Annotated in this window: 15 protein-coding genes; 2 read left to right on the top strand and 13 right to left on the bottom strand. The window is 44.0% G+C overall.

Annotated features, from left to right (window positions below; all coding sequences use genetic code 11):
* Positions 1-109: 109 nt before the first annotated feature.
* The gene (locus ACFOSV_RS04885; RefSeq protein WP_377903974.1) at positions 110-685 is read right to left on the bottom strand and encodes a hypothetical protein; all 576 of its coding nucleotides are present in this window, start codon (positions 683-685) and stop codon (positions 110-112) included.
* A 268-nt stretch (positions 686-953) separates the two neighbouring features.
* Here ACFOSV_RS04885 and ACFOSV_RS04880 point away from each other — a divergent pair, with 268 nt between their 5' ends.
* Positions 954-1979, top strand: a complete 1026-nt coding sequence (locus ACFOSV_RS04880; protein WP_377903972.1) for an XdhC family protein — start codon at positions 954-956, stop codon at positions 1977-1979.
* Entirely contained in the window at positions 1972-2577 is a 606-nt protein-coding gene (locus ACFOSV_RS04875; RefSeq protein ID WP_377903970.1) for a nucleotidyltransferase family protein, read from the top strand. Before ACFOSV_RS04880 ends, ACFOSV_RS04875 begins: the two co-directional genes overlap by 8 nt.
* Here ACFOSV_RS04875 and moaA read toward each other — a convergent pair.
* The 12 genes from moaA to ACFOSV_RS04815 all read right to left on the bottom strand — a co-directional run bounded on the left by moaA (position 2561) and on the right by ACFOSV_RS04815 (position 12867).
* Complete coding sequence (gene moaA, locus ACFOSV_RS04870; protein ID WP_377903968.1) at positions 2561-3565, bottom strand: GTP 3',8-cyclase MoaA; 1005 nt, start codon at positions 3563-3565, stop codon at positions 2561-2563. The genes ACFOSV_RS04875 and moaA overlap by 17 nt on opposite strands.
* Entirely contained in the window at positions 3562-4470 is a 909-nt protein-coding gene (gene moaCB, locus ACFOSV_RS04865) for a bifunctional molybdenum cofactor biosynthesis protein MoaC/MoaB (RefSeq protein ID WP_377903966.1), read from the bottom strand. The genes moaA and moaCB overlap by 4 nt, the downstream gene beginning before the upstream one ends.
* A 3-nt stretch (positions 4471-4473) precedes the next feature.
* Positions 4474-4917: a molybdenum cofactor biosynthesis protein MoaE gene (locus ACFOSV_RS04860; protein ID WP_377903964.1), complete on the bottom strand. Its 444-nt coding sequence runs from the start codon at positions 4915-4917 to the stop codon at positions 4474-4476.
* Entirely contained in the window at positions 4914-5975 is a 1062-nt protein-coding gene (gene moeB / locus ACFOSV_RS04855; RefSeq protein ID WP_377903962.1) for a molybdopterin-synthase adenylyltransferase MoeB, read from the bottom strand. The genes ACFOSV_RS04860 and moeB overlap by 4 nt, the downstream gene beginning before the upstream one ends.
* Complete coding sequence (locus tag ACFOSV_RS04850; RefSeq protein ID WP_377903960.1) at positions 5972-6205, bottom strand: MoaD/ThiS family protein; 234 nt, start codon at positions 6203-6205, stop codon at positions 5972-5974. Before ACFOSV_RS04850 ends, moeB begins: the two co-directional genes overlap by 4 nt.
* Positions 6206-6208: 3 nt before the next feature.
* A complete protein-coding gene (locus ACFOSV_RS04845) occupies positions 6209-6952 on the bottom strand; it encodes a sulfite exporter TauE/SafE family protein (RefSeq protein WP_377903958.1) in 744 nt (247 codons plus the stop codon).
* Complete coding sequence (locus ACFOSV_RS04840) at positions 6943-7287, bottom strand: winged helix-turn-helix domain-containing protein (protein WP_377903956.1); 345 nt, start codon at positions 7285-7287, stop codon at positions 6943-6945. Before ACFOSV_RS04840 ends, ACFOSV_RS04845 begins: the two co-directional genes overlap by 10 nt.
* Positions 7277-8461, bottom strand: a complete 1185-nt coding sequence (locus tag ACFOSV_RS04835) for a molybdopterin molybdotransferase MoeA (protein WP_377903954.1) — start codon at positions 8459-8461, stop codon at positions 7277-7279. Before ACFOSV_RS04835 ends, ACFOSV_RS04840 begins: the two co-directional genes overlap by 11 nt.
* A 144-nt stretch (positions 8462-8605) precedes the next feature.
* A complete protein-coding gene (locus ACFOSV_RS04830) occupies positions 8606-9853 on the bottom strand; it encodes an NAD(P)/FAD-dependent oxidoreductase (protein WP_377903952.1) in 1248 nt (415 codons plus the stop codon).
* A 4-nt stretch (positions 9854-9857) separates the two neighbouring features.
* On the bottom strand, positions 9858-10247 hold the full coding sequence (locus ACFOSV_RS04825; protein ID WP_377903950.1) for an STAS/SEC14 domain-containing protein: 390 nt from the start codon (positions 10245-10247) through the stop codon (positions 9858-9860).
* 63 nt (positions 10248-10310) lie between these two features.
* The gene (locus tag ACFOSV_RS04820) at positions 10311-11330 is read right to left on the bottom strand and encodes a 4-hydroxyproline epimerase (protein ID WP_377903948.1); all 1020 of its coding nucleotides are present in this window, start codon (positions 11328-11330) and stop codon (positions 10311-10313) included.
* 91 nt (positions 11331-11421) lie between these two features.
* Positions 11422-12867 carry an aldehyde dehydrogenase (NADP(+)) gene (locus ACFOSV_RS04815; protein ID WP_377903946.1) on the bottom strand — a complete coding sequence of 482 codons (1446 nt, stop codon included), beginning with the start codon at positions 12865-12867 and terminating at the stop codon, positions 11422-11424.
* Between the last annotated feature and the right edge of the window lie 88 nt (positions 12868-12955).

Raw genomic sequence — 12955 nt, 5'->3', positions numbered from 1 at the left:
GTGTTTCAAATTAGTAAAAAATTGACTAATAGCTTTTTGCCATACCTAAAATAAAAAAGTGGCAGAATAATTACTTCAGGCCACTTTTTTAAAGAAGACAGGAGAGCCATCAATTCTGAGGCAATGCAAAGCTAAAATTCAATCCTATCGACCAGGCGCTGAGCTCTTCAATTCCTGCCGAGTACTTGACCGAAGTGTAGCTGAGTGCCACCGCTTTGTAGCCGAATTCAAATTTGGACCCTAGAGAGCTATTAAAATCGATATCAGGAACAAAGTCGTCACCTCTAAAGTAAACCAATTCATGAGTAGTGATACCAGCTCCTACCCTGAAACCGTCTCCGAAACGATAATACGGCATCAGCAAAATGGGAACTCGGGTCAGCCGAATATTGGCATTCGTAGCTGCTGTGGTATTGTACTTAAAACCGACTGAGGTTCGAATCAGTAAGGGCTGAATTTTAGTAAATTCAATCTGAGCTCCGGCAGCCAAATAGATTCCTTGGCCCACTAGCATTTTTTGATCTTCACCATTGGTAAAGAAAATTTCAATCAACTCATCTCCTCCATATTCCAGCCCAAATTCTCCGAGAAACCTGACCTTTACAGGCTTAGGGTTTTCCTGTGCAAATAAGCTGATTTGAAATAGCCCAATAATTACGATAAATAGGAAAGTAATTTTTTTCATTTAAGTAAGGTTTAAAACACATTGTAAATTGATAATCAGTGATTTAGGTTTTTATTCCTTACTTCCTGATTTTGAGGCAGGGCAGTCCTGAAGATGGAACCAAAATTAGGCGAAATAGCTCATTATTTTGTGATAAAAAAAGAGGTGAATCCTGATATTTTTTTGATGATTTATTGGCAATAAAAAATCCCAGAAGCTCATTGTTTCTTTTTTGTAAATCGGCTCTGGCTATTTATTCTTATTTTGGTTTTTAAATCTGAGTAGCCAAATGACACACGAATTTAAATCCATCATTCGGCAGGCAGTTGCCTGGCAAAATCAAGGAAAAAGAATGGTATTGGCCACAGTTGTGGCACTAGAAGGCTCCTCTTATCGAAGGCCTGGAGTACGAATGCTACTTGCGGATGATGGTAACTGGGTGGGTGCAGTAAGCGGAGGATGTGTGGAAAAGGAAGTCTACCGATATGCACTTCGAGTCTTTGAAAGTGGTAAGGCGAGGGTCATGAGTTATGACGGTACTTACCGACTGGGTTGTGAAGGCACATTATATCTTTTACTTGAGCCTTTTGAGGTTGGGGATGAATTGCTGAAAACCTTTGAATCCTACCTTTCTAAACGTCAAAAATTCAGCATTGAGTCTGCATTTAACTTGGTGAGCGCTAATGAGGATTCTTCCGAAATAATGGGCTCTGAGATAAGTTTAGGATCAAAAAAATTCACTTTTCAGCTCGACCTGCTTACAGAAAATCTCACTGAAGCCAATCGGTTTTCCCAAGAATTTCCGCCCCTGTTTCAGTTATGCATCTTCGGAGCAGAACATGACGCGGTGGCGCTTTGCCAAATGGCTTCAAATTTAGGTTGGGAAGTGCATATCTACGCTAGTCCCGATGAGCAAAAAACGCAACAGTTTTTTCCCGGATCTACCAGTTTTCAAACACCCACTTTCGAAGCCTTGGATAGCTCAGGAATTGACTCCAATACCGCTGTGATGCTGATGACACATAGCTTCAATAAGGATGTTCAATACCTCATGGCCCTTAAGGATGCGCGTCCAGCTTACTTTGGTTTGCTCGGTCCAGCCCACAGGAGAGAAAGATTACTGAGTAAATTCCTAGAGTATTTTCCGGAGACGGATTTAGACTTTTTTGAAAAGATGCATGGCCCTGCTGGCATCAATATAGGTGCAGAAAATGCCTACGAAATCGCGGTGTCGATCTTGGCCGAAATCCTTTCGGTTTTGCGTGATCAAGACCCTCAGCCGCTGAAGGACAAATCCGGTAGAATTCATGCCTAAGCTAGAGATTTTATTCCTTGCAGCTGGTGAATCCAGTCGAATGGAGCAAAGTAAAGCTCTATTGGATTGGCATGGAGAGCCCTTGATTTCATATCAAATCCGTAAACTTGAGGCGCTTGGTCTATCCATCTCGGTGGTGCTCGGAGGCTATGTGGATCAAATCGAACCGATTTTGAAAGAGCTTTCTATCAAGACCTTTTTCAATCCAGATTGGCAAGAGGGTATGGGTAAATCCTTGGCTTACGGAGTAACAAAACTTCTCGAAGCAAGTCCAGAAATGGAAGGTATTTTGGTCTATCTCGTCGATCAGCCCTTGATCGCATTAGAGGATTTGCATGAACTAATTAAAACTCATGCTGAAAATCCCGAAAAAATCATCATCTCACGGTCTGCTCAGGGTTGGTCGGGTCCGCCAGCTATTTTTCCTAAAAATTTCTATGCGGAGCTCAGTCAATTAGAAAGCGATGAGGGTGCAAAGCCTTTGGTTAAAAAGCATTCAGATTCCGTGATTTTTTATTCGTGCCATTCCTCCATGGAAGATATGGATACGCCTGAGGCATATCGCAATCTACTCGACAAGTCTAGCCTCCAATCGTAATCATACTTCGATTGTGATGCTGTTCAGGATCATTGAATTGCTCTGGACTAGACAGTCCTCCTCGCATCGCAAATTTCTTTCCTACAGCCTTTTGAATGATGGGTACAATGGTTTTTCCTTCTCGATATGGATTTAGTAAATCGCTCTCGGTTTGTGAAAAGAGGCAGTTTTTCAGTTGGCCATTTGCAGTGAGTCGGATTCTATTGCAGCTATCACAAAAGGGATTGGTGACAGTACTGATAATCCCAAATTGGCCTTTGTATCCTTGAATTTGGTAGTTTTTTGCAGTGTCATTTGGAGCGTCCCTCAGTCGCAAAATACGATCAGCAGAGTAGGTGCTCTCTAGTAAATCTAGAATCTCACGCAAGGAAACCGTCTTTTCCCGATTCCAATTGTTTCCATCAAATGGCATAAACTCAATAAAGCGCACTACAAATGGATAGTCCCGTGTGAGTTCGATAAAGTCCAAAATCTCATCCTCATTCACTCCCTTCATCAGCACCACATTGATCTTCACCAAAAAACCCTCTTGCTGAAGCAGAAACATATTTTCATGGACTTTTTTGAATTGGTCCCGAAAGGTGATTTTCTTAAATTTATCTGCATCCAAAGTGTCCAGACTGAGGTTCAGCGACTTCATTCCACATTTCTTCAGCAGTTCCAAGTGGCGATCCACCGTGACTCCATTTGTGGTCATGGTGAGTTGCACAGGAAGTGTAGCGAGCGAGGTCAGGATCTCAGGAAAGTCCTTTCGAACCAAAGGTTCTCCACCAGTTAAACGGATTTTGGTCACACCCTCCTGCACGAACAGCTTTGCGATTTCAAAAACCTCTTCTGCATTCATCAGGTGATCCTTTGGACTCAATGGTACCCCTTCCAGAGGCATGCAATAGGAGCAGCGCAGATTGCAACGTTCCGTTAAAGAAATCCTGAGGTAGGTATGCTTCCTATCAAAGCTGTCGGTCAATATGTTTTGTGATTCGCTCACGAGTGTCGTGCTCCTTTAAAGATGTCAAAAATGTGTAGTGCGGCTGGGAAAATGGCCTGCATGGATTCTTTGGCTCCATTGGTTGAGCCGGGCAAAGCCAAAATTAGGGAGTCACCTATGGTTCCAGCCACTGATCTGGAAAGCATGGAGTAGTTAGTGCGATTTTGTCCGTAGGATCGAATCGCTTCCTCCATTCCGGGGATTCGTCTTTCCAAAAGTGGGAGAATTGCCTCTGGCGTTTGATCTCTTGGCGAAAGGCCAGTTCCTCCGGTGAAAATGATCAATTGGGTTTGGTTCTTCACATGGCTTTTGACCTTTTCTTGAATTTGATCCACCTCGTCAGGAATGATGCTATACTCCGAAATTTGAACTCCATGAGATTCTAGGTTGGCAATGATCGCCTTTCCCGCCCGATCTTCTTTTTGTCCTTGGGAGATGGAATCCGAACAAACAATCACCGCCGCAGAAATACTTGCTCCTTTGGCCTTATAATCTGATTTGCCTCCTTTTTTCTCCAAAAGCCGAATATTCCAAATCTCCACCTGCTTATCGATGGGCTTCAGCATATCGTAGATATTCAGTGCTACCACACTTGCTCCATGCATGGCTTCCACTTCCACGCCCGTCTTGTAAATGGTTTTGATCGTGCAGAAAATCTTGATTTCCAGTTTTTCGATTTCGTATTTGATTCCGCCAAATTCTATGGGCAGAGGATGGCAGTCGGGTAAGATACCCGGAGTCTTTTTTATGGCTAAAAGTCCCGCTGCTCGACTCATTTCGAAGACGTCGCCCTTCGGTACGGTACCGTTTTGGATAGCTTGAATCGTCGCTACAGACCCCACCTTTACGATGGCCTGAGCCGTTGCGATGCGTAGGGTATTATTCTTATGTGTGATATCTACCATAACTTATCTGTTTTCCTTCCACTGATGGGTTTCATCTTCAAAAATCTCCTTTCCAAAAATCGGCACACGGGCTTTGATTTCGTTCACCAGATGAGGTAAAGCTTCAAAAACTTGCTGTCTGTGACCGGAGGACACAAAGACAAAAATGCAGAGTTCCCCAGCTTCCACGCGGCCTAGGCTGTGGTAAATATGCATGCAGCTCAAGTCAAATTTCTCGAAAGTCGCTTCTCGAATCTCATGGCAAACGGCATTGGCCATTTCTTCCTGAGCGGTAAACTCGATCGCTTGGACTTTTTTGCCATCCACTTCATCTGCCCGGACCTGCCCTAGAAAAATATCATGCGCACCGATCCCTGTTTTGGATTGGTGGGCGGCGATGGATTTGGCGATTTTCTCTGGTGTGATGGGCCCTTGGACAAATATGTTTTTGATGCTTCGTTCTTTCATGTTTGAATGTATTTTTTCACTTCTTCAGCCCCTTCGATCAGGCTAAAGCAGTTGGGTATTTGATTTTCTTTCAGTTGTGCCAAAGCGCGTTGGCTTCTTATTCCAGATTGGCAAAAAATAAGTTTTTTGGGCTCTGACGGGATCAGGGCAAGGCTTTCAGCAAATTCACTTAGGGGAATGGAAATAACCTCAGGACCTTCAATGGATGGCTTTTCTCCTTTGTCACGCACATCGATCCAGAGCATTTTTTCTGTTTTTGTGAGCTGGCGCAAAGAGATTTGACCGGAAAATTGGCAGTCATTCGTGGAGACAAGTTCTACCAAAGGCAAAGTCTTGATTCGTGAGATCTCATTTTCATTTCTGCTCACTTCAAAGATGCGCTGCTCATGCGAAAGCAAATGATAGTGAAGGATTTTGCCACTAAGTATCTCACCAATGCCCAAGATGATTTTTATCGCTTCGGCGGCCTGCATGATCCCAATGAGTCCCGGCAAAACGCCTAAAACGCCCACTTCATTACAATTCGGAACGTCCCCGGGCTTGGGGGGATCGGGGAAAAGACAGCGATAGGATGGACCGTTTTGGTAGTTAAAAACCCCCACTTGTCCTTCAAATTTGTAAAGCGAACCATGAATCATGGCTTTACCCATGCGGAGACTCACGTCATTGATCAGGTAGCGGGTGACAAAATTATCCGTACAGTCGACGATCAAGTCGTAATCTGAAAAGATCTCGGCTGCATTGTCCAGATTGAGATGAAAAGGATAGCTTTCCAGCTGGATTTCGGAATTGAGTTGGCTGAGTTTTTTCACCGCCGCCTCAACCTTGTTTTTTCCAAGGTCTGATTCGGTGAAAAGTACTTGTCTCTGAAGATTGTGAAGAGAAACTTGATCTCCGTCGACTATGCCGATTTGCCCCACCCCAGCAGCAGCGAGATACTGTAAAGCAGGGCATCCCAGTCCGCCGGCTCCAACGACCAAAACTTTGGCATTACCGAGCCTTTCCTGACCTTTTTCGCCGATTTCGGCTAATTGAATATGTCGCTGATATCTACTCATCCTCCAGAAAATGGTGGAAAAACGTCTATTTCTTTTTCCTCGATCAAATCATCTGCTTGTAAAATCCGATTGCTTTGCGCCAGCTGAAAAGTGCTCTTTGCTAATTCCGGGTGTGCCTGAATCAGAGTCTGCTGAATCTCAGCAGAGCTATCCTGAGACAGTTCCAATTCCTCCGACTTGGTCCCTAATAGCTCAACGAGTTTACCGTGATAGTTGAATCTGATTTTCATGATTTAAAAGAGTAATAATTTCACCGATGCGGTAATCAAAACGATAGAGAGCGCATATTCCAGCACTCGATTATTCCATTTTTTACTTCCCAAATAGCTCCCCGCCAAGCCTCCCAGCACCGCGATTAGCACCATTAGCCCCGCAAAAGGATAAAGCTCCACGCCTGTAGTAAACTGGCCAGCAAGTCCAGAAGCCGAATTCACCCAAATAAACAAGGCTGATACGGCAGCCGCTTCTTTCATATTTCCCCAGTGAAGAAGGAGAATAATTGGCGTTAGAATAATTCCGCCTCCTATGCCAATTAGGCCGGAGAAAAACCCCACAATTCCTCCTAGAACAAATGCCTGAATGAGATTTACCGAATGCAATGGAGCCTTAGATTCTGACTTTTTCCAGAGCATTCTAGCTATCGCAAAAACCAGAAGTACCCCCAAAATCTTTTTGTAAATCAAAGGATCTAATTGAGTCATTCCTCCCAAAAAGGCGGCAGGAATTGAAGCCAAAGCGAAAGGGATAAAGAGATCTTTGCGAAAATGACCTGCCTTGAAAAAGTGGTAGAAAGACACGCCCGCCACGAAAAGATTGAGCAGTAAGGCTGTTTGCTTCATGGTTTCATTAGGGAAATTAAATAAAGCCATCAGTGCCAAATAGCCACTCGCTCCTCCATGGCCCACGCTAGCGTAGAGAAAGGAAAGCACTGGCAAAATCACCAGAAAGAGGATCAGCTGACCGTTAGCTATGTCCATAACTCAGCATGTTTGGTGAGGTAATCCTGCATGGAGTCCGAAAATTCTTTTTGCAGACCCGCATAAAATTCCAAAAGCTGCATGCCATACGCAGTGACTTTGGTACCGCCACCTTTTGCTCCGCCTTTTTTCAGTAAAACCACGTCTTCACGGCCCATTTCATTGATTTGATGAATCAATCTCCATGCTTTTCGGTAGGAGATTCCTGTTTTTTTTGCTGCTCCATTCAGGGAACCGGTTTCTTGGATGGCATACAAAAGCTGCAAATGACCTTTGCCCATGTATTTCTCACCTTCGAGTTCGATCCAGATTCTTCCTTTGACTTTAGCTTCCATAGGGTAAAAGAATGGTTTCGATTAAGGACCCGGCAGGATTTTCTTTTTGATCTGTGGGGATATAGGCCAGGGCATTGGCTTCCGCAAAACTGATCATGGTGCTGCTCGCCTGATGATCCAGGATTTCCACTTTGCTGTCTTTTACTTTGGCTTTTAGAAAAAGTGCCCTTCCAACAGGGTTGGGGTAGTCCGCAGCCAAAGGCAACTTGACCCGAAGAAGTCCGGGGTCTGAATTTTCCGAAATCAAGTCGATCAACAGATTTACATAGATGTAGAAGCAAGTAAGCGTGGAGGCTGGATTTCCCGGTAGGGCAAAAACGTACGTATTTTCTCTTTTTCCGAAAAACAAAGGCTTTCCGGGTTTCTGAAGTACTTTATAGAAAACTTGCTCCACCTTGAGTTCTTGGAGAGCTTTGCCTACAAAGTCATAATCACCTACCGAAATACCACCTGAGATCAAGAGTAAATCGTTTTGTTCTAAAGCATCTCCAAGTTGGGAAATGGTATCTTGCAGATTGTCTTTGATTTTAATATGGGTTATGTCCTGAATGCCCTTGGTAGAAAGTGCTGAGGCGATTACCGCGCTATTGCTTTCATAGATCTGACCTTCTTCTAGGCTTTGGCCCACTTCCACGAGTTCATTTCCAGTCACCACCACTGCAGCTCGGAGTGATTTTTTGACTTTCACTTCGGCCATTCCTAGGCTTTTCAGGAGTCCTATGGTGGAGGCATTGATTTGGTGGCCTTTGGGCAGGCAAGTGATACCTTCAGCGATTTGCTCTCCGATTTGGCGAATATTATCTCCGATTTTGGACTGGATTTCCAGTATGATTTTGTCGCCATCCTTCGTCACTCGCTCTTGAATGACCACCGCATTTGACGAATCGGGAACCTTTGCCCCTGTGAAAATCCGAACTGCCTCGCCAGGTTGAAGACTGGGATTACTTGCATCTCCGGCTTTAACTTCACCAGTGAGCGAGTAGCTGTTCGAGTCGTGAAGATTTAGCGCATAGCCGTCCATAGATGACTGTCGAAAGGAGGGAAGGGAAAGCGGTGCGATGAGATCGGCGGCTAAAGTTTTCCCAAGAGATTTATCAACTGATACAAACTCCGTCTCGCTTTTGGCCTGAGCATGCTGGGTGACTAGGGCTATGGCTTCTTCTACTGAAATCATTTGAAAATTTTAGCGTTATGCAAGCGTGAATATAACGAAATTCAAATGAAGGAAGGATTCACTTTTTGATAAGCGGAATTGGGGCTAATAAGATGTTAGAAGGGTTTAAAAAACACTCATCATGATGAGCAACTGAAATTTACTTTAACCAAACCTCCCCACTTCAAAACCTTGAATTTCCAGCGTGGTGTCTTTCTGCTGATGAAGTTCTGCCAAAATTTTCCCGGTGCCCGGAGCCATGGATATCCCCATCATGGAGTGCCCACTTCCAACGAGCACATTGCTGTAGCCCGGAGCAAATCCTATGTATGGAAGTCCGTCTGGCGAACAGGGTCTTAAGCCTTTCCAGATTTGGTTTTCTTCAGGAAACTTGGCTTCAAAATCCGGATAGTAGCGGTTGATGGATTCAAAGATTCCTCTTACCCGGTTGATATTGATGGACTGATTGGTGCCAGCGATTTCCATGGTTCCTCCAAATCTGACATTTTCTCCATATGGACTCACAGCTACCTTCATTTCGGTCAAAATCGTGGCCTGTTTGATTTCAGGCTTATTTTTTTGAATAAAGGAGTAACCTTTTCCGCCCATCATGGGTAGTGTAAATCCAAGCATTTTTGCGAGTTCACCTGACCAAGAGCCACCGCAAAGCATCACTTTTTCCGCCTCAAACCTACCCTTGTCTGTGATGACGGCATGCACCTTTCCTCCAGAACTTTCAAAACCTTCGACTTGAGTATTAAACTGGAATTTCACGCCTTTTTCTTCGAGGTACTTTTTCAAAAAGCCATATAAAGCACCTGGGTCCAAATGTGCGTCTCCCGGGAAAAGAACTGCTCCCCTAGCTTTTACTTCAAGATTAGGCTCTATTTTTTTAATGTCATCTGGGGTAAGTATATCGGCTTTTAGGCCATACTTTCTAGCGAGATGTGCGAATTCAATTTCCTCTTTTTCCACAGCTTCAGTTTGATAGGCCATCATCAGTCCCTTTTCTGCCAAGGCAAGAGCTGCCTCCGGATGCTTGGCTTTAAATTCTAGGTAAAGTGATTTGCTCAGTAGGCTCAGGTTTTTCAAAAAGGGGATAGACTTCTTCACTTGCTTTTCATTGGCAGACTTAAAGAAAAGAAGACACCATTGGAGCAGTTTGTAATCCAATCGTGGATGAATGTAGAAGGGGCTTTTGGAAGAAAACATCCAAGAAATTCCCTTGGTGATCATTCCTGGGGCAGCAAGTGGGATAATGTGGCTTGGAACGATCATGCCGGCATTGCCGGTGGAGCAATTGTCTTGCAGGTCAGTTCGATCAATGATCGTGACCTCAATTCCTTCCTTTTGCAGGAAATAAGCGGTAAAAAGACCGACGATTCCGCCGCCGATTATTAGGGTTGGTTTCATTGCTCTAATTTAAATTCAGACCGTCTATCCAGGTCATAGCTTCATCCTTAGTCTCAAAAATCTTATAGGCAACAGGTTGCTTTTGTAGCGCAAATATGGCTTTTAGAATGGCCCGGATAGCCAAATTTGGAATCACGTAGGCAGTAACCACACAATATTGCTGCATCAATTCTTTATTTTCCTTAAGCCATTCGGCTTGCATTTTTTGATGGGAAAATGAGGGGATTGTGGCTTCAGTGGCGTCAAAAACGATAGCCAATTTCTTTTGAAAGCGATAGCAGGCTTTATTCTGATCCAGATAGGCTTGAAAGTTTTCATCAGTACTCTTATTTCCTGTGAATCTTATTTGTACGATAGGAAAGGCGGACTCATCAATATCTGCGTAGGGCTGCATTGGCTTTGTGGTATATAGTAAGCTAATAAGTCACTAAGGGGCTATCTGGTTTTAATAATCGAATCAAATCACCTGAAATCCATGGACATAAGGGTCGTCGTCGTCTAAGATGATGGTATTATATCCGTATACTTTTGCCCAGCCTTCTATGCTTGGCACAATGGCCGATTTACCTGCAATCTCGGTCACTTCTTCGATTCTGCCTATAAATTTTGACCCTATAAAACTCTCATGGATAAATTCATCTCCAGGTTTCAATAAGCCTTTGGCATGCCACTGAGCCATGCGAGCCGAAGTCCCTGTGCCACATGGGGATCGATCGATGGCTTTATCTCCATAGAAAACAGCATTTCTCGCTGTACTTGTGTGATCCAGCGTTTTTCCGGTCCAAAGAATGTGTGACAAACCCCGAATTTGTTCATGTTCTGGATGCAAAAATTGATACTGCTCATTCATTCTTTTTCTCAGGCTTCTTGACATTGCGATTAGCTCCTCCGCTTTGAAATTTTCAATACCAGAAAAATTCTCCTGAGGGTCTACAATGCAATAAAAATTTCCTCCGTAGGCAACATCCACCTTCAATTTCCCTAGGTGTTCACTTTCAATTTCCAAACCTTCATTTGCTAGAAAACTCTTAACATTCGTGAGCTTCACAGACTTTACCTTCTTACCCTCTTGCTGGTATTCTACCAAAACCAGTCCTGCTGGAGTTTCCATGCGAAGCCTTCCTGGAGTTTTTGGATAGATCAAACCTTCCTCGATTGCAATAGTCACCGTCCCGATAGTACCGTGTCCGCACATGGCCAGACATCCGGAAGTTTCGATAAACAACACGGCGAAGTCATTTTCTGGATTATGTGGAGGGAAGAGCATAGAACCAGACATCATATCGTGACCTCTCGGCTCAAACATCAATCCTGTGCGAATCCAATCTAGATTTTCGAGGAAATAGGCTCGCTTTTCCAACATATTATTCCCTTTCAGGAAAGGGACCCCGCCTGAAACAACTCGTACAGGATTTCCACAGGTGTGTGCATCGATACAGGAAAAGGTATGCCTTCCCTTCGCTTCATTATTCATCATTCAGAATTGGATCTTCAAAGTTTGATTTTTTCTCTTTTTCACTGGAAAAGCTCAGACTTCACTTACAATATGTGTTTTTTATTATCTGGAATTAACTGGTCCATTTACCATTCAGCAGCCGCATGATTCCTAAAGGATTTTCATCCTTCAATTCATCAAGAAGTAAACTTACAGGCATGTCTTGATATGCTACAGGTCGAGCAAATCGCTTAATCGCATGCGCTCCGACTGAAGTGCTTCTGGAGTCAGTGGTAGCTGGAAAAGGCCCTCCATGTTGCATCGCAAAACCAACTTCTACTCCTGTGGGCACTCCAGTGAAAAGCAAGCGTCCGCATTTTTCTTCCAAAAGCGAAATTAAATCTTCCTGTTCCTGTAGTTCAGATGGATCTCCCCAGAGTGTAATTGTCAATTGTCCGTGCAAGTGCTTTGCCACATGGGTTAGTTCATCGGCATGATCATAGATCACCATCAGGGCAAAAGATCCGAACACCTCTTCTTGAAACTTATCGTCCTTTAACCAATCCTGCACGCTGATTTCGGCAAGAGAGGGTGATGCATTGATCAGGTGCTGTGCATCTGGAACTTTAACCCAATTCAATTCCGATCTAAGCTGAAGTTCGTTAAGGGCCTTATAGTAGGACTCTGCGATTCCTTCATGAAGCATAGGTGCTGGTGCCACTTGAGTGATGGTTTGACTTACTGCGTTTTTGAAGCCTTCGGCCAAAGCTTTTGGAACAAAGATCAATCCCGGGTTCGTACAAAACTGACCAGCACCCAAAGTGAGTGAGTTGACATAGTTTTGAGCCAAAGGCAAAAGCTCATTTTTCAATCGCTGAGGAAATGTAAAGATGGGATTGACGGATCCCATTTCTGCATAGACGGGAATAGGTTGATCTCTATCGCTTGCGATATTAAAGAGAGATTTCCCTGCGGAATAGGACCCTGTAAAGCCCACTGCTTTGGTCTGGGGATGCTTTACTAGGTCTTGACCCATTTTTACACCACCTTCAACATGGGTGAAAATACCAGCTGGGAGCCCACACTTTTCTAAGGCCTGTGAAATGCAGGAGCCAACAAATTTTGAGGTATCAGGATGTGCAGGGTGTCCTTTGTAAATCACAGGACATCCAGCTGCTAATGCCGAAATCGTATCTCCACCAGCTGTGGAAAAGGCTAGTGGAAAATTACTTGCACCAAAAACAACCACAGGTCCCAATGGACGGAGCATTCGACGAATATCTGCTCTAGGTAAGGGCGTTCTGTCCGGCATAGCAGGATCTATGGTGGCCTCTACCCAGCTGCCTTCTCTGACCAAATTGGCAAAAAGCTTTATCTGACCTGTTGTCCGACCCAATTCTCCATTAATTCTACCTTCGGGAAGATTTGACTCTCTACAAGCCATCATTACAATAGCCCCGCGGTTTTCTTCAAGGATTTCTGCGGTTTTGTCCAGGAAATCAGCCTTTTTTCTAGGAGATAGATTTTTATAGCTTAAAAATGCTTGTTGTGCAGCGTTGAAAATTTGGTCTAAGTTCATAGGATAGATTCAAAGATTATAAAATTAAAGATTGGACAATAGTTGAGTAGTTGTCGCCAAGTCGGGGCGATTATCCAACATTGGTCAT

The organism is Algoriphagus namhaensis, from assembly GCF_042649705.1.
GTDB classification, from domain to species: domain Bacteria; phylum Bacteroidota; class Bacteroidia; order Cytophagales; family Cyclobacteriaceae; genus Algoriphagus; species Algoriphagus namhaensis.
The sequence above is the reverse complement of the archived record's forward strand: the minus strand, read 5'-3'. Positions and strand labels throughout refer to the sequence as shown.